This is a genomic window from Paenibacillus amylolyticus (assembly GCF_036894225.1).
Classification (GTDB): Bacteria; Bacillota; Bacilli; order Paenibacillales; family Paenibacillaceae; genus Paenibacillus; species Paenibacillus amylolyticus.
In genome coordinates this window covers 1,154,637-1,176,034 of sequence record NZ_CP145892.1, presented here as the reverse complement: position 1 = coordinate 1,176,034, position 21,398 = coordinate 1,154,637, and the positions used below count along the sequence as shown (strand labels likewise).

Below are 21,398 nucleotides of genomic sequence, written 5' to 3'. Positions count from 1 at the left end.
GGGCATAAAAACCAATCCCTCCTTAGTCTGGAGGGATTGATGGTCTATTATCGAGGATAACGTTGGTCAACAGTATCCTTGCAATGGCGCTGACCGATACAGCGTTTATATATTGATTAAATTCAAATGATTACTTTCTTCCCGCAACCCACTGCATTCCCCAATCATGAGCCTCGTCCAACGCCTGATGGCCATTATAGAACTGCACGATTCGTTCAATACTGAATGTCTCATTGTTCACATTGCGTAACATCGCGATGCCACACATGCCAAGCGGGCTCCCGTATTCATTCATTCGGACAATGATATCCGGGCCATCCTTCTGCTGGATAGTTACCACACCGTCTACTTGAGACCAGTTGGCCACACCACCATAAATATAGGTAAATACCAAGATGCGCTCAATTTCCGAGATACGGGCACCATTAATCCGCAGATTCTCTCCCGTCTTAACCGATCCCGTCCGGTCATCCCCATCTAGTGCAATATAAGGGAAACGATTCAGTGAACCAAACGTTTGTCCCAATGCCTGAATCACATCTCGTGTACCATCCTTCATCTCGAACAGACAGCCCAAGTCCAGATCCACACTCTTGCTACGACCAAACAACCCTTTGCTACCCTGTTGATTCCAGTTCAGGTTAATCAGGATTTCACCAAGTCCCCCCGCATTTTTCTTGAGGTTAATGGTGTCGCCCTTCTTCTTCAATTCAATTTTGCTGAAATTGATCGAATTCACAGGAGCAGGCGTCGGTTCTGGTGTGGGTGCCGGGGGTGGTGGAGTCGGTACAGCTGTCGGGGGAACGGTTGAAGTCGTTGGTGCAGGGTCTGATCCACCATCCACATCCACACCAAAGTTAGCGCAGAGTGCATTCAAACCACCTGCAAAACCCGACCCTATTGCATTGAACTTCCATTCTCCGTTATGACGATACAATTCACCGATGACAATCGCGGTCTCCACTGTAAAACCGCTTCCCAGATCATATCTCATTACTTCCTGACCTGTAGCTGCATTGGCAAACCGTAGAAAACCATGCTGAACCTGTCCAAAATGATGGCGTCGTGCTTCACCGTCATGAATCGTCAGGCTGAAGGCGATTTTCTCAATTCGGGCAGGGATTTTGCCAAGATCAATGGCGAATTGTTTCTTCTCGCCACCAACCTGTCCACCATCCATATACGTGATGAACGAGGTAGAGGGCTGATTATAAAAGATAAAATCCTCATCTCCAGCCACTTTATTGTCTGAACCCAGAAGGAATGCTGATGTGTCCAGCTCTACACCCGAGGCTGCCTCCCAACCAATGCCTACCGTTAGACGGGACAAGCCCGGATTGGTTTTGGTCAGATCACTCTTCTGGCCTTTCACGACAGAAATCGCCATAGCAGAATCACCTTTCTATGCCAAGTTATGTTATTGTGCATCCAGCCCGTAATTTTTGCATAAAGCAGATAGTCCACCAGTGAAGCCGCTGCCTACCGCCTGGAATTTCCAGTCCGCACCTGCACGGTAAAACTCACAGAACACTACAGCTGTTTCGGTAGAGTAGTCTTCTCCGAGGTCGAAACGAAGCACTTCCCGATCACTTGCAGCATCTACAACACGAACAAAAGCATTGGAGACTTGTCCAAAATTCTGCCCTCGTCCATCTCCATCATAGATGGTTACGGTAATACCGATCCGGTGAATGTGCGCAGGGATTTTGCTGAAGTCAACGACAACTTGCTCATCATCGCCGTCACCCTCACCCGTACGATTGTCACCGGTATGTGTTACTGAACCCGCACCGCCGCTTGGATTGTTGTAAAAAACAAAGTCATCCGTACCTTTGGCTTTTCCATCTTCGTACAACAAAAAAGCCGAGGCGTCCAGGTCAAAGTCGACTCCACCACTATATTTGTTTGTATCCCAACCCAAACCAACCACCACACGGGTAAGGCCCGGATTCGTCTTAGTCAGGTCAATACGTTGTCCTTTGGCAAGACTGATCGTCATTTGTTTTTCCACCTTTCCAAAATATGTGATTAAATGAAAAGGAGAACCGTCCAGGAGACGGTTCTTCCCATCCTGTAAGTCGTACTGTACGTCCTATTGCAAACCGTAGTCGCGTGTCAATCCAACCAATCCATCCTGGTAACCACTACCGATGGCACTGAACTTCCACTCACCGCTATGACGATACAATTCACCAACAACTACACCTGTTTCGATGGAGAAGTCTTCTCCCAGGTCGAAACGAATCAGTTCTTCGCTGTTTGCTTCGTTGACGATTCGCACATAAGCACGGGAGACTTGTCCGAAGTTCTGGCTACGTTCTGTAGCTTCGTAGATCGTAATGGAGAATGCAATTTTCTCTACATTTGCGGGTACGTTAGGCAGGTCGATATTGATCTGCTCATCATCACCATCGCCATCTCCTGTACGGTTGTCACCGGTGTGAACAACAGAACCATTTTCATTTTGTGGATTGTTGAAGAAGATGAAGTTTTTCTCGCCTTCTACTTTACCGTTTGCATTGGCACAGAATACCGATACATCCAGGTCAAAGTCTTTTCCGCCATCATACTTATTGGTATCCCATCCCAGGCCTACTGTGATTTTTGTCAAACCTGGGTTCGTTTTAGTCAGATCGATTTTTTGACCTTTAGAGAGATTAATTGCCATCGTATGATCATCCTCGCTTATTTAAGTGTATTGTAGTTATCGTGACATATGAATATCAGGATTATTGTCGATTTAGGTTAAATCTTGTACTTAGGAGTACCTGCGAGCGAGTTCATTGATATGTACCGCATGGGAACCCTCTCCAATTGCCGAGAATTTCCATTCGCCTCCATGACGATACAATTCACCACAGATCAACGCCGTTGAACCTGTGTAGTTTTCGGATAGATTGAACTTCACGAGCTCACTGGAATTTTTACCATCCAGAATACGAATATAAGCCTTCTCAATCATGCCAAAATCTTGCTTGCGATTGACACAATCGTAGATATTAACAACGATTAATATTTTATGAACATCAGCAGGAATACGGGACAGATCCATTTTGATCTGTTCGTCGTCACCGTCTCCCTGTCCTGTTAGATTGTCACCTGAATGGATAACCGAACGACATGCACTTTGCTTGTTGTGGAAGCAAACCAGGTTGGAGTCCTTCACCAACTTGCCTTCCTCATTCAACATGATCGCCGATGCATCACAATCGATATCCGCTTGTTTTTTTCTTCCAAAGAAACCTTTGGCAGTTACCGGGTCCCAACCGAGACCAGCAATCACCTCAGTAAGTCCTGCATTGCCTTTGGTTAAATCAATCTTTTGTCCTTTGACCAAATTAATGCTTGCCACTGATTTTCACCTCCCTTCATATGTAAAATAGCTACTTAGAGATTGAATTCACTCGGGTTCAGTCCAAGTACGATGCATATCTCGGCAACGACTCTTTTCTCCTGATCATCAAAGTTGCCGTCAGCTGAACCAATCGCACTGCATACACCCACAATAACGCGTCCTACATCCGGCTTGGCTTTGAATTTCCCAATGGCTTTCAGTGCTTCCTGCTTCCCGATCTCTGGAGAGAACTCAAAGTTCGCGACATAATGATTAAAACGTGTAATCACTTCAGCCATATCAAATACTTTCAATTCCTGACTCAGGTTGATATAACCGGCCATCTTGTTCTTTTCCGCTTCATCAATGGAACCATCTGCAAAAGCAACCAGTGCACAACCTGCAACCACGGCATCCATAAAATCTTTATTTTTAAACTTTTTGACTTGCTCTTCAAGTCCTTGTTTTGTTGAATTTAACCAGCTTTTAAATGAACTCATACTCAACCTCCAATAGTTTCAACCTGATGTTCCGTACATTTTTTTCAAGATTTTTCAGTAACTTTCATGTCTACATCATGTTGAATATAAGTTAAATTATTCCTTAACTATACTCTGAAATACGGCAATTTTCTACATTAAAAAACAATTAATACCTTATGATACGCATCGTTCTGGATATAGTTTCAAGCAAGATGCGAGAACTTTCTATTCACTTCATTTTTCAGGCAAATATTCCCCAATTTGAAGCCCAAACATAAAAAGGCTCTGATCAGGGGATCAGAGCGCTTATTTCTACCAACACCAAAATTATAAATTTCATGAATGATTTGAATCCGTGAATTTATTCCGATTTTTCAAAATCAGCCTGTTGTTGTTCATAGATTTCATAGAAGTCGTCCCAGACTAGTACATTATCCTTTTCCTTGCTCCACCAGTCTTTGTACCATGCTTCAATCTCCGGGCCCCCGCCTTGCTCCCACTTCTGCTGTGCTTCCGTTGCAGCCTGTTCGACTGTATATTTGCTTCCGCCAATGATGGAACGGGTAAAGATATCATTGATCGCTGTTGTCACATTGGTCAACTTCACCTGAAGATCCTTGGGTAGCTGCGGCATATGTTCCGAATGGGTAACACCCTCTCCTACCGGAAGATCCGTCATGTATACCTCACGCGCTTCCTTGAATAGTCGAAGTCCTTCCTTCTGCGACGGGATCTCTTCGCTGAACAGCATTTCTGTGTACCCGCATTTGCCTTCCTCCAGACGGCTGTACAACATGGCGTAATCGCCTGCCCAGCTGATCTCCTGCTTGTATTTCTCCTGATCCGAGATCCGCGGACAGCCTTGATCGTTCAGCGTATAATGCGTGTTTTCAAATCCATTTTTGAAGGTTCGGCCTGACTCTATTTTGGTCAGAAAATCGATATATTGCATAACTGCTTCCGGATTTTTGGCTCGTGCATTCACAGCTGCAGTCATCTGAACCGGGTTATTCCACACCATCGTGTGCTGTCCTACGGACGTGGTTGGCAGAGCGATGACCTTTAATTTGGCCTCAGGAACATTCTGCATCAGCGTATCCAGTTCCTTCGCCGCAAACCCGGTATAATCCGAAGTCATGGCCGCGTACATACCGATTTTGCCATTCAGGAAATCCTGCTTCGCCTTGGCCCCGTCCTTGTCGGTCAATAAGTCCTTATCCACTACTCCTGCTTCATATAATGCACGTTTGAATGCCGTGGCTTCTTTCATGTTGTTGGGACCAACCACCATCTCTCCGTCCTTCACATTCACCCAGTTGGCGTTGTACATATAGCGGAATAGACCCGCTGTATCACCGAACTGGAATCCACCGATGCCGTATGTATCCTTAGCTCCGTTTCCATCGGGATCATTCTCCGTGAAGGCCTTGGCTACCGCCAGCATCTCTTCCTCATTAGTCGGTACCTCCAGATTCAACTTTTCCAACCAGTCTTCCCGAATGAAAAAGCTCGTTAGTGGAAACACCTCGTTCATACGTCCCACTTCATAGAGCTTACCATCGCTTTTGATGCCAGCCTTCTTGAGCTGGGGATATTTCTCCATCAAGGCTTTGTATTCCACACTCGAGTTCTCGATCAACTCATCCAGTGGCATCAGCTGTTTTTGATTAAACAGTGTGTTACGGATGGGCGTACCGAATTCAAAAATGATATCCGGTGCACTGCCAGAAGCGAATAATACGTTAAGTTTCGACTGGGACTCCCAGCGGGGAACTGCTGTATATTTTACATTTGCCGGGCCATTCTCGTTAATCCACTTGGACCACATATTATCTTCGATCGTACCCATGCCGCTTGGGACCGCGCCCCGATCATAGATCGTTGACGTAATGTTCCCCCTGTTGCCTTCGCCTTCCGCCTGTTCGCTACCGTTACCTCCTGTACATCCCGCCAGCAAACCACCGATCAAGCCCAGAACGAGACCCGACTTCATCCATGCCTTCATCGTTAACGCCATAGATAAGACCCTCTTTCTCTCCTGTAATATGAACTCATGCGGGTTAACCCACAGACTGCTTTAACCTTTAATTGATCCAAGCATGACCCCTTTAACGAAGTACTTCTGCAAGAACGGATACACTGCCAAAATGGGTATGACCATCACAATGACAGCTGCTGCCCGGATGCCTTCCGGGGTCAGATTCGATATCATCGTTGGATCGGTAAAATCCTGTACATTCAGATTGGACATAATCATATTTTGGACGAGCACGGTCATGTTGTATTTGGACGTATCATTGATATAAATCATCACACTCATGAACGAATTCCAGTAACCCACGCCGTAAAAGAGAGCAATAGTTGCCAGCAAAGGTTTGGATAATGGCAACACGATTCGGAACAAAAGCCCCAGTTCACCACAACCATCGATGCGCGCAGCCTCGTCCACTTCCCCCGGCAGATTTTCAAAATAAGATCGCATAATCAGCATGTTGTAAGTGCTCACCAGACCCGGTAGCCAAAGCGCGCCGTAACTGTTCACAAGACCGAGATTTTGCACGACCAAATAAGTCGGGATGAGTCCACCGTTAAAAATCATCGTGAACACCATCGCCATCGTAAAGAAGCGCCGGTGATAAAAATGTCTACGTGACAGCGGATATGCCGCCATAATCGTCACCGCCATGCTGAGCCCTGTACCGATCAATGTGATCTCCACACTGTTCCAGAATGCATTCAGAATCGGCGTTCCCGTAATTAGGCTGTGATAGGAGAACCAGGTGAAATCGACGGGCCATAACCCCACTTGACCTGAAACAACCGCTCTCGCATCACTAAATGACAAGGCAACAATGTTCAGTAAGGGCAGGATACAGCTGACGGCAACCAATGACAACAATACATAATTGATTAGATAAAAGACTTTTTCTCCTTTGGTTTTTCTCATGCTGTTCTCCCTCCCTACCACAAACCTTCGTTAAATCGACGCGCGATATAATTTGCACTAAAAATGAGGATAAATGCAACCAGTGATTCGAACAATCCCATCGCTGTTGTCAGGCTGAACTGTGCTCCCTGAAGACCGGTGCGGTAGATATAGGTACTAATTACATCCGCTATCTCATTGACATTGGAATTCTGAAGCATATACACCTGGTCGAATCCGACCTCCATCACCCGCCCCATCGACAGAATCAGCAGGAGAATAATGGTAGAGCGTATACCCGGAAGGGTAACATGCCAGATCTGGCGCATTTTGCTGGCCCCATCCATCTGTGCAGCCTCGTATTGACTCGGATCAATGGTCGTTAGTGCCGCGAGAAAAATGATGGCATTAAAGCCCATGTCCTTCCAGATCCCTGAGCCAACAAACACCGCTACCCACGAACCCTTGTTGTACATGAACGGATAAGGCGCTCCCGTCCAGGCCTCGACCCAGCGGTTGACGATCCCATTTTCCAAAGAGAACACCGTCATGATCATCATCGCAATGATGACCCAGGAAAAGAAGTGTGGCATATAGACCACCGTCTGCACCGTTCGCTTAAAGGCCATGTTTCGCACTTCATTCAGCATAATGGCCAGAATGATCGGAATGGGAAACCCGATAATGATGCTTAACAGACTGAGGAACAAGGTGTTGCGAATAATTTCCACCGTGCGCGGATCACTGAACAGCGTCTGAAAATGCTGAAAGCCCACCCATGGACTGTTCCACAGTCCATCATAGAAGTTGTAATCCTTAAAGGCCATGACCAGCCCTCCGATGGGTGCATAACGAAAGGTCAGGTAGAACATAATCACCGGAACAAACATCAAGATTAACGGTATATTCATCTTGAATCGTCGAAGCCGCTGCTGCCGAATCCGATGCTTCATTTCACTGTCCGGCGGTTGTAATCCAGACGGCGGACCTGCGGTCAGTTCCCCCTTCACATCCATCACTCCTCTCTGCTGTTGATGTACTATAGTTGTATTGTAGATAAAAATGTAAGCGTAAACATTTGTTATTTAACGATCCTTTTATAATTTTCTACGCAAAAATAACCCCACATGGTGGGGTTGACCTTGGAAACGAACAGATATTAAGAGAAGGCTTCTCTTTAATTTGAGACCCTGCAGCAGTTCATGGGGGATTGCTACCGGGCACTTCACTTGGCGACTTGCTTGCGATATTCGCGGGGCGATATCCCCGTCATCTGTTTGAATACAGTTGTAAAATAACTGGAGTTATCGAACCCGGTCAGTTCCGCGATATCTGCCATGCTCTGCCGAGTGCTGTGCAGCAGCAGCTTCGCCTTATCGATTCGGCGCTTGCTGACATATTGGCTGAAGCCTTGTCCTGTTTCTTTTTTGAACAAATGGCTCAAGTAGTTGGGTGTCACATGAACATGGGCAGCCACGACCTGCAACGTGCATGTGCTGGAATAGTTCATTTCAATATACTGTATAACACGTGTAACGACATGATCCTGCTGTTCCTGAGTTAGCCGCATCAGCATATCCACCCACTCTTCGCTCTTGCATCTGGCCCAAGCGATGACTTCAGGTATGGTATGAATCCAGAGCAGTGGATCTGGGGCAGTTGAGTCCATACCACTGGATTCCTGAGGCTGAAGCTGTTGTACCAGTAAGTCCGTCATGACCTTCATAAGCATATGAATCTCCGCTTTGCCTTGTGACAAGCTCATCCCGGATACTTCTTCCAGCAGTATCTCGATCCGATTCATTATCGATCCGAATTGGTGGTGGAGCAACAACAAAGTCAGTTCCTCTCGCAGTCTCTCGGTACGGTCCACCTGGCTGTATTGTTCCCTGATCCGAATGTCGGACTGTTTTCGGCGATATCGTTCATGTGCCTTTTGTAACACCTGGCATGCTTCATCGAGCGAGAACGGTTTTAACAAAAATTCAATTGCCCCATACCGGATGGCACGCTGTGCATATTCGAACTCACGATAACCTGTCAAAATGATAATCATAATGTCCAGTCCACTCTCGTGTATACGTTCAGCCAAATCTAGACCATCCATCACAGGCATGTTGATGTCCGTAATGATCAGATCAGGTGTGTAGCTGTGTACAGCCTGTATCGCTTCTTCTCCATCGGCCGCTTCCCCAACAACCTCCCACCCGAGGGGGTTATTGCGAACCAGATGAATCAGACCCTGACGAAATAATGCTTCATCATCCACTACGAGCATACGTCCATTCAACAGAACTCACTCCTCTCAGTCACCTGAATTTCCCGGCATAAGTCCTCACCGATCTGATAAGGCAAACGAAGACGTACTAGCGTACCCTCTCCCACAGTCGACTCGATCTGTACACCGTAGGGTTCACCGTGAATCAACTCAATTCTTCGAAGTACACTCCGCATGCCAATGTGCTGACGTTCCTCATCTGCATGTGCCACTGGCGTCATAATGCGTTCAATGACCGATGCGTGCATACCGCAGCCGTTATCTGAAATTTCAATGATGAGCAGATCCGGCTCTCCTTCATGCCCGGTATGCCGCGAGCCACGAATCTCCAGATGGCGGTTGTTCCTTTTGTCCGAGAAGGCATGAACAAAAACATTCTCCACGATGGGCTGAAGCAACAGCCGGATCACCTGACAGCGAAGCAATTCAGCAGGAACGGCAATCTCAATCGACAAGGCTTCCTGATACCGGGCCTGCTGAATCTGCAGGTAGTGATCTATTTGCTTCATCTCATCCTGCACGGTCGTCAGTTGCTGCACAGGTTCCAGCGTATACTGCAACATCTCGGACAAGGCAGTGACCAGGCGAGCCGATTTCTCATCACCAAGCATATAGAACTTCCAGAAAAACATGCTCAGCGTGTTATACAGAAAATGGGGATTCAGCTGGGCCTGAATAGCTTTGAGTTCAGCTTCTTTTTCACTGAGTTCGCGCTCGTACACTTCATGTATAAGCGTATCAATCCGGGAAGCCATTGCATTGAATCGTTCACCGATGAAACCGAGCTCATCCCGTGTCTCGATCCGTACCCGTGTATCGAACTGTCCATCACGCACTCTTTTCATCGCGTTGACTAGACTCGCAAGTGGACGCAACAGTCTGCCGCTAATTACGGTAATGATGAACCAGGAGCATAATATGCTGGCTACCGCAGAGAACACAGCAACTTTTACAATGATCTTTCCCTTGTTCTGAATCTGAGCGAGTGAGACCTTGCTGACCAGGGTGAAGCCCGCTTTGTCTGACGTTTGCTTCGTATACAATTGGGTTGTTCCCTGCTCGTCCCTGATCTCCGTCGCCCCTAGGCTTAGCTCGGTCAGTGGTGGTGGATCCGCATCCTGATTATGAAAGGCATATAGAAGCTCACCATCTGCGTCAAACAAGTAGACAGCAACTTCCTCATTCAGTCGCAGATCTTTGAGATACGATTCGAACAACGAGGTGTTAAACAGAATTAGCATGACGCCATAGGTCTCCAGATCAACAGACCGCATTAATCGTCCCGCCAGAATCCAATTGGATTGTTCCTCCTGCAAGAAAGCATCCGGCCCCAAACGATTCCAACCATATTCGCCGCCCGTTCCTTCCAGTCTATGAACCATCTCTGCTAGATAGGAAGGATCCATCTGTTGAAATGAGCCAGCAAAGGCGCCGAGATTAAATATGTTATCCTTCAGGTCATATATGCGGAGCCCCATGATCTCCGGTGCATCCAGCCTTACCTGATACAACTGATCATCCAGTTCATCTTCCAGCTTCATCTGATCATAGGACGAGATGCCAGAGGTCTGTGCTTTGATGGCATTTTTTACGGAGGGATTCAGTGTGATATAATCGGTGACTTTATACATGTCGTGTACCCTCGAATCCAGACGTGCAAGAATCTGCTCTGCGGTAAGACCATACTGGCGACTGACCTCTTCATTGAACAGGTCGATATGGATGCGATAGGTGATCAACCCTGTGATTCCGGAGATTAAGACCGTTGCGGTAGATAAAAACAAGATTAGCTTCGTTTTAAATTTAAAGCGTTTACAAAAGTTCATCCACCACATCTTTCACACACCTCACCTATATTCCGTACATGTCTTACTCCTAAAAACATATCATACACCTATTGGAAAAAACCAGAAAAACCCTGACCCCGCTTCAAGCGGTAGTCAGAGTTTGAAGGCATGTGATCCAGACATGTTACCGGGATGTTCCAGATTAACTCTGGATCACGGCATTTTTATTCCCCGTAAATCTCTTTGACCCGTTCTTCTTCATTGGTAGACAAGAGAACGTTAAGCAACCCCATGGCATTATTGGCATCGGTTCTCGTCGTCTTGTACATCTCGGCAAACGCCGCTTCATCCTGCTCCGGGTCCATCGCAGCAAGCTTGCCCCATGACGTGCGTGCTTTGTCGTATAGCGTACTCAACGTAATGTCACGTGGATGCTGTGCAACAGGTGCCATGGATTCAAATTTCGCTGTGACCCTGAAGAAATCCATCGAATCCTGGAATGATGTACTGCTATAATCCTTATTTTTCATCGCATCTTCGGTAATCAGCAGACCTTCACGGGCGATAAACAGTGTTTTCACCATGGCACGTTCCAGATTGGTTGCTTCTTCCCAAGTTATATAAGATTCATCAGGTGCTTGTACGGTTGTAAAAAAAGGAAAGGCATCATCAATCAACCGCTGCGAATCGGAATGGATTGGAACCTCTGCATTCATGTCCACAACGGCATCACTGTAGTTGGCTACATTAATGTTTTTGGAACCCGCCTCACTTACCCGACGCACCGGATGATCCGTAAGCGGGATACGGATATAACCGAGTTTATCGGCATACTGCTGCTTCAACTCTTCCAGTGTAGAGTCCTTTCCAATCTTGCCGTCGTCAGTTGAAGAAGATTCATCTGTAGTTGAACCTGTCTGCTCACTCCCCTTCGAACCGGTTGCTGCGGTTTCTGTGACGGCAGCATTCGAGCTGTTTGTTTCTGATGAAGCAACTTCTGTACCGGAAGCAGACTCCGGTGATGACGTCTCTTTCGCTCCGCCACCACAAGCTGTCACAATCGCTGTCAAACCAAGCATAACTGTGAACATTTTTATCGTATAATTCCATTTCATCGTATAATCTTCCCCTTATCGTATGTATATTCCTGAGAACCATTAACCCCTGCTCCAAGACTTGAACACCCACTTACAGAAATATCCTTTCATATAACATGCTTGATTCACACAATTGGACATGGTCTACATTCTATCATAAGTTAAAAATCGGTTGTATACGACGATATACCTGTGTCTAAAGCCTTTTACTACTCGCACATTAACTACCACCGCAACACAAAACACTGTCGCCCGTATGGACAACAGTGTTCGTAAAGCGTAATTATTTGATACCTTTAGCCTTCTCCATATGCTCTGACCGAATCTGAGGATCGGTGGAATTGACCGATGATAACAGAGCGTAGATCGCCTGGATATCCTTCTCTTGAAATACGGTTTCGGGAACCTCACTCTCAAGTCGTTCCGTCTTCCGCTGAATCGTTTCCACCAATTCATGATCGTAGATGATCAGTTCATCCGAGTTCACATACCTCACAGCAGGATCAACACTGATGCGGCAACGGTTGGTGAAAGTCACCATGGAGACAAGGCGTACTCTTTTGTAGTCTCCGAGGTGTGCATGGATGGCTTCCACATGTGCACGATGCTGCATGAGTGGATTGTACATTTTGACCCGGCTGCTGCTGACCGACCAATTGGCCTCTCTTCTTCCGCCGCGAATCTCACCTGTCGTCAGATTTCGGGTTTCGATCACGAAGATTGCCCGAGGACCGATTACGACATGATCAATCTGCGAATAACCGGAGCGTGACTTCGGATTGGTAACGAGCAGGTCATTCAGCACTTTATATTGACTTGGAAGACCTATCAGCTGATCTGCTGTACTAGGCTCCTCCGGCTGGCGTGTCCAATCCCCTTCCGCTTTTTTCTTGCGCTTACTACGGACCATACGCGGGGGAATGGTTGTCGTTGATGGTAACGCTGAAGCGGAGGCTGTAATCTGGTTCGCAAGCTCTGGTTGTGTCTTGAACAGAGACAGGATTTTCTTGAACATGGGCAAGCTCCGTTCTATTATAGTGTGGGTTACGGGTGACCATTACAGGAGGAATAACATCCTTTGACACATTCATTATGTAAACTTCTATTACTTATGTCGGATAAAGCGGGGTAAAAATAAAGGGAAAACGATCAAAATCTCTCCAATACGCAAAGCACATATGAATATTTAACCAATTTCGTGACTTTAGACGCATAAACAAGCCGCAAAATTAAAAAAAACAGCGCAACCCTTTCCTGAATAGAAAAAGAATACGCTGCTGTTCTCTTGGTTGTTAAGCCTGAAGATAATAGGTGTAGAGCACCTGAGTACCCTTCTCTTCCAGACCATTATTCGCTATTTCCTGATACAGGGATTCGGCCAGGGCCAACCCAGGCGTTTTCATGCCCATCGCTTTTGCAGACTCCAGTGCAATTCCCATGTCTTTGATAAAATGTTTCACATAGAATCCAGGCTCATAATCGCCTGCGATCATGCGCGGACCGAGATTGCTGAGCGACCAGCTTCCGGCTGCACCGGTAGCAATGCTCTTCAGCACGGTCTCCGCGTCCAGACCAGACGTCTTGGCATAGGCAAGTGCTTCGCATACACCCATCATGCCAGAGGCAATGGCAATCTGGTTGCACATTTTGGTATGCTGCCCGGCTCCCGCCTTGCCTTGCAACACAATGTTGGTGCCCATCTGCTCAAACAGCGGACGCACGGCTTCAAAGGCCTCCGAACTACCACCAACCATAATGGACAGCTTCGCGTTCTGCGCTCCGATATCACCGCCCGACACAGGCGCGTCCAGTGCATGCAGTCCTTTGGCTTCCGCAGCTTCAAAGATTCGTGCAGCCAGTAGCGGACTGGATGTTGTCATATCAATCAGATATGAACCCGGTTTGGCATTGGCTACGAGACCATCCTTACCGAGATAGATCTCCTCTACATCTTTCGGATACCCCACCATTGTGATGATGACATCACACGCAGCTGCCAGTTTGCCTGGTGTGTCATGCCATACGGCACCTTCTTTCACCAACGCTTCCGCTTTGGCAGCAGTTCGTGTGTACACATGCAGCGGATATCCCGCTTGCTGGATGTGCCCAGCCATGCTTTTACCCATCACGCCTGTACCAATAAAGCCAACTTTTGTCTCTCCAGGTGTCTTCGTCGTATTTGTCATCGCCGGTTTCCTCCCTATTTCTCTATACTTCGCTCAGTGCTTGTCTTCGGACATTGCTATATCTGTATGTTAAAGCTTTCTGTCTGGCTCGTCCATCTCGTTTGCCGCTTTCTGTGAAAAAATCTGAAAAAGGAATCAACTTCCTGTATGCTGTACAACCTAACGGAAACTTCCTTCATTGGAAAGGAGGATTCGCATGAGTCGTGAAAAAGGTCAAATTACCATCTGGTTATCCTTTTCCATCATTTTATTAAGTGCCGGACTGGTCTGCCATGTCTTGTCCATTCCAGCAATTCTCGAAGCTGGCGGCAGAGACGGATGGTTGTCTGTCGTGGCGGCAGGACCTTTTTTTATGTTGTTTCTATGTATGATGTACATCATTATTCGCCGTGTACGTGGACAACGATTAACAGATTGGATTACTCGAGAATTCGGGGCGGTCCCTTCCTGGATCTTCCGGATCTCCGCTTCCATTCTGCTATTCACGCTTGGCACGCATACGCTGTATGAGACAACCAACTGGACCGTATCAACGTATCTTCAATTCACACCTCCCTATGTTCTGGCAGGTGGCGGAGCATTGGTTGCCGCGTGGGCAGCGGCTAAAGGCATACGCTCCATTGCGATGACTTCCAGTCTGCTGCTGCCCTTTGTAATTTTGCTAGGTTATTTTGTAATGTCCGCCAATATGAAATACAAAGACTACAGTCTATTGTTCCCGATTATGGAGAACGGTATGGGTCCCGTGTGGCGGGGCATGATCTACTCTCTTGCCGGGCTTATGGAAATCTGGATTCTTATGTTGTTCCAACATGAAGTCAAAGGCAAAATTCGTTGGTGGCACGTTCTGATCCTTGGCGTGTTTATGCTCAGTATGGCGATCGGACCAACCATCGGAGCCATCGTGGAATTTGGTCCCGAAGAAGCAGCCAAACAACGAAACAGTCCCTATGAGCAATGGAAACTTGTGAATATCGGCAAACTTTTGCAACACGTTGATTTTCTGTCCATCTATCAGTGGCTCAGTGGTTCCTTCGCAAGGGTCGCCATATCCATGTATCTCATCGTGGATCTGCTGAATTTCCGCAGACCGAAGAAACGATATATCGCGATTCTCACCATTACCGTCATCATGAGCTTCATGGCGATGCAATGGTGGCGCATTGATTACGTGGATTATTATGTGGACCATATTCAGTTCCCGGTCATGCTCGCTTATGTATCCATCGTTACCGTAATATTGACCATTGCCGCATTAATCCACAAAAAGGACAAGGAGGCTCCCAAACGTGCCGATCTCAACCCAACCCAAGAATAATCCTGACGTTGAACCGTTCCGAATGAACGAGCATAACCTGAATACCTTTTTTGCCGGATCTGATGATGTCATCATCAATAGTCATATGATCGGAGAACCTCCGATGCAACTCATTATGACCTATTGCAGCGGTATGGTAGATAGTGAAGCGATCTACGATATTATTCTCCCGGAACTCAAACGAACATATGAAAATACACACTTTATCCGTACATCCGATATTGAAAAGTGCATCAGCCTAGATTGGACCCGAATGGATCTCCAAGATCCGGCATTTGGAACTGAACTGATGTCTCTCCGTGTTTTTGAAGGCCATATGTTGATCTGTATTCCTTCCCTTCAAACCATGTGGAGTATTGATATATCTAACATCCCTACTCGAACACCGGAGGAATCGACCACCGAAGTTTCGATCCGCGGGGCAAGAGATGGGTTCATTGAACCACTTGCCGTTAATGTTGCCTTGATACGCACCCGTCTGCGTACGAACCAACTGGCCTGTAATATCGAACTGATCGGTACACGTTCTGCAACCAAGGTGGCATTGATGTATATCAAGAATATCGCCAATCCGGAGCTAATCGAAGACGTCCAGGATCGGTTGCGTAAGATTGAGACCGAACGCATCTTGACCGCCAATGAACTGGAAGAATTGCTGTCGCCTTCGAAGATTACTTTGTTTCCCGTCACCCATTATACGGGCAGGCCTGACTTTGCTGCAGAATGTCTCCTGAATGGACGTTTTATCCTCATTGTAGACGGCAATCCCAGCGCCATTATTGGGCCAGTCAATCTGTTTCTTTTGCTCAAATCACCGGAGGATGCCAGCTTTCCCTTCTTGCCTGTGAACGTAGGACGGATGCTGCGCTTTCTTGGCCTGATGATCACCGTGTTCCTACCTGGCTTTTATATTGCGCTGACATCCTTTCATATGGATCAGATCCCCTTTCCTCTAGTCGCAACGATCTCGGTTGGACGCATGGGACTTCCGATGGAATCGGGAATGGAGATGTTTCTCATTATGCTGCTGATGGAGCTGTTCCGTGAGGCAGGGGTACGTTTGCCAAGTGCCATCGGCCAGACACTAACTGTCGTTGGAGGTCTGATTATCGGAGATTCCGCCATTCGAGCCGGCATGGTCTCTCCCCTCATGATTGTCATCATCGCAGTTACTGTCGTAGCTGGAGCAACCATTGTGAATCAGGTCATGACCAGTTCTGTGCTGATCCTGCGGTTCCTTTGTTTTGTCCTGGGGGCATCCCTCGGCATCTATGGGTTCATCCTGTCGTTGATTATGTTCCTTATCTACCTGACCGATCTCAAATCATTTGGCATTCCGTATCTCACGCCGTTAACACCCCTTCATTTCAAACAAGCGATAGCTTCATTATTCAAACTGCCAAAGGGGTTAGGTAAACGAAGACCCGTCTATCTCGAGACCCAGGAGCCCCGCAAGAAAGGGAACGAACGATGAAACACTTGTTACAGCGATGTTTGCTGGGTTTGTTAAGCCTATCGATGTGCGTGATGACAAGTGGGTGCTGGAGTGCCTTTGAGATTCAACAGGTGGACTACGCCAAAGCCTTTGGGATTGATTATAAGGACGGCATGTATCACCTGTATGTACAAACGCTGGATTTTGCCAGTGTCGCCAAAAGTGAAAGTTCAACCAAAAGTGCTGATACACCGCCTGTATGGGTCGGACATGCCGAAGGGAAAACCATGAGTCTGGCGCTGAACGAACTGTTCCGTACGGCTCAATTACACATGGCTTGGGGGCATGTGACAGCCATCGTTATGGCCGAAGGTGTGCTGACCAGCAAACATATCAAAGAAGTGTTCGACATGCTGGGACGGTTTCCAGAATCCCGTTATACAACCTGGGTGTATGGAACACGAGCGCCTCTGGAGAAAATCCTGAGTGCAACGTCCATCTATAATATGTCGCCACTGGACAGCATTCTTCACAATCCACTTCCCACGTACATGGAAGAATCGTTGTACCCGCCTGTGCTTAGCTTTAAGCTCATTGCAACACATAATGATCCCGCTACCACGACGTATCTGCCAAGTATTGCATTGAACGATACCCAGTGGGCTGAGAATGAGAAGAAACATGATTTGTTTCTGGTGGAAGGGGCCTTTTTTGAAAAGACTGGCTATGACTTTGAATACTTTCCACGCAGTCAGCTTCCCGGTTATCACTGGCTAATCAAAGACATGCGTCGTGCTCCCTTGCTTGTGCAGAAGGATGGAACGATCTATGGGGCACTCAGTGTAGGATTACCAAAGATCAAAATTAAACCTGTTATTCAGGGTGAAGACGTTACGTTCAACATTGACGCCCACTACCTCACTGCCCTGTACGAATACCTGGTGCCCACCTCGTATGAAGAGATGATCCAGATTAGTGAAGTGAAGTTGCGGGAGCAGATCATGCAGACCTATCGTCACGGCCTTGAGCGTGGTGTGGATATTTACGGTCTTCAGGAGAAGCTGTATCGCAAAAATCCGAAACTCTGGCGTAAGTTATCCAACAATGGCAGCAAGATGATGCTTACCGAAGACTCGATTAAAGATCTGAAAATCCATCTCACCATCCCATATACAGGGAAATATAAAAGGAAAGTGTAGGAAACGCGTAAAACACCCCTTGTCCGGTATGGAACGACGGATAAGGGGTGTTTGTGTATATGAATGTCGCTCGTTTGCAGTTCGGATCATGCAGATCTATGACAGCGAAGTTTCCATTCCATTAACTTTTACTTCTTATAATAATGCATCACCCGCAACCGAGTAGTCAGGATTAAGGTCTGAGGAATGAGCACAAAAACAATATACATAAGTACAATTAACCATAGATGTGCGGCAAAATTCTCCGCACCAAACGATGGTTTCGGACGCTCAATCCAATACCACCAACACGGGATGGCAATAAACCATGTCAATCCTGTCGAAACGAACATGTCTTTTACATCGCTCCATAGAAAGCAGAACACCGCGACGAACAAAATAGGACCTATCCAAGAATCCAATATCGGTCCCCAGCTCTGGAAGACAAAGATAATGGCGGGATACAGAAGATTTATGGTCCAGCGCCATATGTTATTAGTATAAAGATTCATAAAGCTTCTCACCTCATTACATAACGTTGCAATTGTAACTTCACTTATTGGGGTCATTTGCTACATTACTATCACTTTGATTATCCGTAGCCAAAAGTATGTACGCTCCATTTTTAAAGGTTATTATGGGAAAGAAATGAAAAGATGAAGCATGATATTGGATATTATTGCTCATACTACCTTCAGGAAATTATTGAAGGAGTGACAGCATGAGGTTAAAAAGTATCATCGCCGTTGGAGCCGTGTTAACCTGCTCAACTCTGTTATGGGGCTGTGGCAATGGCACTGCGAATAATGCTTCCCAGCAACAGAATGACACCGTTCGATCGGAGAGTTGGAGCGATCCCAAACGACTGGAAGCTTCCCATCTTGAAGCGCTTGAGCGCATGGAGAAAGATCACATCCACCGAATGGTTTCGCTTAGCGCAAGTACAGATGGAGACAAAGTGATGACCACACTTGAACGGTCGAGTCAAAAGTTGGAGGAAATGAGACCGCTCGCCGAAATGCTCCAACATGAAGGACATCCGGCATTATTACAGCGAATCCAGGACATGTCCGGCGATATCCAAGGTTCCAAATCCGTCATTGCTGAGATGAAAAATCTGCCTCAGGACGGCAAAATTAAAATTCAGTCCGAGAATTCCGATTCCTTGCATCACATCAGCAGCTTCCGCGATTACCACCAGTATATCCAGGGACAAGTGCAATCTTTAGACGGTAAGTCTACGCAAATGTCCCACTAACCCTAAAGATAGTTCAGAGAATCGTTACAGTCGGAATACGATAATCCGATGGTTAACGGTTCTTTTTTATTAACTTCATAATGTACACTCTTCTCTACAGCTTCATTCCACCCACAACGATACCCAGATGAACATGCTAAACAGCAAGACTGGTGCAAGTGCGCCTGTGGCTAATATGATCCAAAGTGTCGCGGGCTTGATCTTTTGACAGTATGCATCGACCTTGCGCATCCGATCTTTACGCCACTTGGCAAACTTGAGCCGTCTGATCATTTGATTCAGAACTATTTGCCGCTGCTCGCCCTCTTCGAATTCATCGATCGCATGCCGCAACTCCTCGTATAATTGAGCCTCTTCCTGCCCAGCCACTGTAGGTGTACTCATCTAACCCTTCCTCTCATAAGAACATTATTGAGATATAGCCACTACTTAAATAACACATTACAGACCTTCAAGGTTTGAAGTTTTAAAAAAAAATGGACAATCCAAAAAGCCCGGGCATAGCCCAGACTTCGTAGAATCATGTTAGAACTATTTAACTGAGTGCTATTTAGCTCGCGTTAGCGATCAATGCATTCAAGCATACCGCACCCTGTGCACGCACATTAACGACGATAATCGGCGTATCCAACATGTCGTGCATCCATGACATATACTCTTCTACTTTTTCGTTTGGAAGGATCGTCAGAATAACCCCTGCGAATCCACCACCATGAATACGACAAGCGCCATCACCCAGGTTTTGCAGATAATTCTCGGTCAGTGCCAGCGCGATGCCAATCTCCTGTTCCTTCACAGCACCACTCTGATATACATTCTGCAGCCACTTCCATGATGAGTTCCCGGACGCCGTAATCAGTTTCAAGAAATCAGCAAAACGTCCATCACGCAACGCCTGAACCTGACCATCGACACGATTATTTTCCTCCAGGAAATGAAGTGCACGCAGCACGGCACGATCCCCAGCAGCTTCACGAACCTTCTTGAGGTTGGCGTAGATTGCGTCAGCTGTAATTTCCCGAACATACTCACTGCCGAGCGCCTGAGCAACCGCTCTCATCTCATATGGCACAGCAGCGTAATCTTCCGTCAGATCGGCGTGGTTACCGCCCGTATTCACAATGACCAATGAGTAGCCGTTTTGTTGGAAATCCCACTGAACAGGCTCGATGACCGGCTGTGCAGGATTTTCAAAATCAATAGCAATGAGTCCGCCGTACGCACAAGCCATCTGATCCAGCAGACCCGAAGGTTTGTTCCAATAGTGATTCTCCGCATACTGACCGATTTTGGCCAAGGTCACAACATCCAGTGCTCCATCGTTATAGAAATGATTCAAAATCGTACAGATCAGCATCTCAAATGACGCCGAGGAACTCACCCCAGATGCTGAGAACACATTACTTGAGAGGTACGCCTGGAAGCCGCCTACCTTATATCCGAATTCTCCAAATCCTGCAGCCATACCGCGAATCAATGCTGTTGTGCCATCGTCTTCCGTATTTGGTTTAAGATTCGTGAGATCGATTACATATTTCTTGTCATAGCCTTCTGAGTAAAACGTAATAACGGAATCCGCAGTTGGTGCAGCCACTGCAATCGTATCCAGCGTAATGCTGCCCGCCAGCACTTTACCATGGTTATGATCCGTATGATTGCCGCCAATCTCGCTGCGTCCTGATGCGCTGAACAACTTGCTTCCTTCTTGTGCGCCAAAGTACTCTTCAAACGTTGCGTTCAGCTTCGTGTAACGTGCGATCTGTTCCTCTACTTGTGATTGTCCATACATTTGGGCAAGCAACGCTTGGCCCTCCGTGGATTGGATCAGATTCAATGGTTGTGTCGTCATTAATAATCCTCCTATGGATATGCAGCTTTTATTTTTAGACTGTTGGTAAACATGGTTGTCGCGTCTGTTTCATACCTTATTCCTCTCCCATTATCTCAGCTTCGTAGCGGAAAAGGTAGGGTAGAATTGAAAGTTTGTAAGCGTTTTGTGAAGTTATTTAATGTAAAAATAGGATTGAAAACCATTTTGTAATAACTTAAATTTGGTATAAGTGAAAACACATTATTTTCCAACCTCGGAGTTGCTATGCTTAACATCTTATTGGTGGAG

The 21,398-nt window shown here is 46.7% G+C and carries 20 protein-coding genes; 4 read left to right on the top strand and 16 right to left on the bottom strand.

The window, feature by feature from the left end:
- Nucleotides 1-130: 130 nt before the first annotated feature.
- The 13 genes from V6668_RS05255 to V6668_RS05195 form a co-directional block, all read right to left on the bottom strand.
- A complete protein-coding gene (locus V6668_RS05255; RefSeq protein ID WP_338707875.1) occupies nucleotides 131-1,387 on the bottom strand; it encodes a TerD family protein in 1,257 nt (418 codons plus the stop codon).
- Between the two features lie 30 nt (nucleotides 1,388-1,417).
- On the bottom strand, nucleotides 1,418-1,999 hold the full coding sequence (locus V6668_RS05250; protein WP_036606267.1) for a TerD family protein: 582 nt from the start codon (nucleotides 1,997-1,999) through the stop codon (nucleotides 1,418-1,420).
- Nucleotides 2,000-2,092: 93 nt separating this feature from the next.
- Entirely contained in the window at nucleotides 2,093-2,668 is a 576-nt protein-coding gene (locus V6668_RS05245; RefSeq protein ID WP_036606264.1) for a TerD family protein, read from the bottom strand.
- 90 nt (nucleotides 2,669-2,758) lie between these two features.
- Nucleotides 2,759-3,352: a TerD family protein gene (locus V6668_RS05240; protein WP_101314690.1), complete on the bottom strand. Its 594-nt coding sequence runs from the start codon at nucleotides 3,350-3,352 to the stop codon at nucleotides 2,759-2,761.
- A gap of 35 nt (nucleotides 3,353-3,387) precedes the next feature.
- Nucleotides 3,388-3,834, bottom strand: coding sequence for a tellurite resistance TerB family protein (locus tag V6668_RS05235; RefSeq protein ID WP_036606259.1), 447 nt, complete (start codon nucleotides 3,832-3,834; stop codon nucleotides 3,388-3,390).
- A gap of 343 nt (nucleotides 3,835-4,177) precedes the next feature.
- Nucleotides 4,178-5,833, bottom strand: coding sequence for an extracellular solute-binding protein (locus V6668_RS05230; RefSeq protein WP_338707874.1), 1,656 nt, complete (start codon nucleotides 5,831-5,833; stop codon nucleotides 4,178-4,180).
- A 60-nt stretch (nucleotides 5,834-5,893) separates the two neighbouring features.
- Nucleotides 5,894-6,763, bottom strand: a complete 870-nt coding sequence (locus V6668_RS05225) for a carbohydrate ABC transporter permease (RefSeq protein ID WP_036606256.1) — start codon at nucleotides 6,761-6,763, stop codon at nucleotides 5,894-5,896.
- 14 nt (nucleotides 6,764-6,777) lie between these two features.
- Nucleotides 6,778-7,695, bottom strand: coding sequence for an ABC transporter permease (locus V6668_RS05220; RefSeq protein WP_047844113.1), 918 nt, complete (start codon nucleotides 7,693-7,695; stop codon nucleotides 6,778-6,780).
- Between the two features lie 272 nt (nucleotides 7,696-7,967).
- Entirely contained in the window at nucleotides 7,968-9,032 is a 1,065-nt protein-coding gene (locus V6668_RS05215) for a response regulator (protein ID WP_338707873.1), read from the bottom strand.
- Nucleotides 9,029-10,804 (bottom strand): cache domain-containing sensor histidine kinase, encoded by a 1,776-nt coding sequence (locus V6668_RS05210; RefSeq protein ID WP_338707872.1) that lies wholly within the window; start codon nucleotides 10,802-10,804, stop codon nucleotides 9,029-9,031. Before V6668_RS05210 ends, V6668_RS05215 begins: the two co-directional genes overlap by 4 nt.
- 227 nt (nucleotides 10,805-11,031) lie before the next feature.
- Entirely contained in the window at nucleotides 11,032-11,922 is an 891-nt protein-coding gene (locus V6668_RS05205) for a hypothetical protein (protein WP_338707871.1), read from the bottom strand.
- A gap of 265 nt (nucleotides 11,923-12,187) precedes the next feature.
- A complete protein-coding gene (locus V6668_RS05200) occupies nucleotides 12,188-12,919 on the bottom strand; it encodes a nuclease-related domain-containing protein (RefSeq protein WP_036606252.1) in 732 nt (243 codons plus the stop codon).
- Between the two features lie 277 nt (nucleotides 12,920-13,196).
- The gene (locus V6668_RS05195; protein ID WP_100526557.1) at nucleotides 13,197-14,090 is read right to left on the bottom strand and encodes an NAD(P)-dependent oxidoreductase; all 894 of its coding nucleotides are present in this window, start codon (nucleotides 14,088-14,090) and stop codon (nucleotides 13,197-13,199) included.
- A gap of 196 nt (nucleotides 14,091-14,286) precedes the next feature.
- On the opposite strand from V6668_RS05195, the gene V6668_RS05190 reads away from it, so the two are divergent.
- The 3 genes from V6668_RS05190 to V6668_RS05180 are packed head-to-tail and all read left to right on the top strand — an operon-like array spanning nucleotide 14,287 to nucleotide 18,042.
- Nucleotides 14,287-15,408, top strand: a complete 1,122-nt coding sequence (locus V6668_RS05190; RefSeq protein WP_047841796.1) for a GerAB/ArcD/ProY family transporter — start codon at nucleotides 14,287-14,289, stop codon at nucleotides 15,406-15,408.
- Nucleotides 15,380-16,882 carry a spore germination protein gene (locus V6668_RS05185; RefSeq protein WP_338707870.1) on the top strand — a complete coding sequence of 501 codons (1,503 nt, stop codon included), beginning with the start codon at nucleotides 15,380-15,382 and terminating at the stop codon, nucleotides 16,880-16,882. Before V6668_RS05190 ends, V6668_RS05185 begins: the two co-directional genes overlap by 29 nt.
- On the top strand, nucleotides 16,879-18,042 hold the full coding sequence (locus tag V6668_RS05180; RefSeq protein ID WP_076319384.1) for a Ger(x)C family spore germination protein: 1,164 nt from the start codon (nucleotides 16,879-16,881) through the stop codon (nucleotides 18,040-18,042). The genes V6668_RS05185 and V6668_RS05180 overlap by 4 nt, the downstream gene beginning before the upstream one ends.
- 128 nt (nucleotides 18,043-18,170) lie before the next feature.
- Here V6668_RS05180 and V6668_RS05175 read toward each other — a convergent pair whose 3' ends face one another.
- Nucleotides 18,171-18,533: a hypothetical protein gene (locus V6668_RS05175; protein ID WP_076319383.1), complete on the bottom strand. Its 363-nt coding sequence runs from the start codon at nucleotides 18,531-18,533 to the stop codon at nucleotides 18,171-18,173.
- Between the two features lie 209 nt (nucleotides 18,534-18,742).
- On the opposite strand from V6668_RS05175, the gene V6668_RS05170 reads away from it, so the two are divergent.
- Nucleotides 18,743-19,279, top strand: coding sequence for a hypothetical protein (locus tag V6668_RS05170; RefSeq protein ID WP_076319382.1), 537 nt, complete (start codon nucleotides 18,743-18,745; stop codon nucleotides 19,277-19,279).
- Nucleotides 19,280-19,381: 102 nt separating this feature from the next.
- On the opposite strand, the gene V6668_RS05165 is transcribed toward V6668_RS05170, so the two are convergent.
- Both V6668_RS05165 and V6668_RS05160 read right to left on the bottom strand, forming a co-directional pair.
- On the bottom strand, nucleotides 19,382-19,663 hold the full coding sequence (locus V6668_RS05165) for a hypothetical protein (RefSeq protein ID WP_076319381.1): 282 nt from the start codon (nucleotides 19,661-19,663) through the stop codon (nucleotides 19,382-19,384).
- A 166-nt stretch (nucleotides 19,664-19,829) separates the two neighbouring features.
- Nucleotides 19,830-21,128 (bottom strand): galactokinase, encoded by a 1,299-nt coding sequence (locus tag V6668_RS05160; RefSeq protein ID WP_076319380.1) that lies wholly within the window; start codon nucleotides 21,126-21,128, stop codon nucleotides 19,830-19,832.
- Nucleotides 21,129-21,398: the final 270 nt, after the last annotated feature.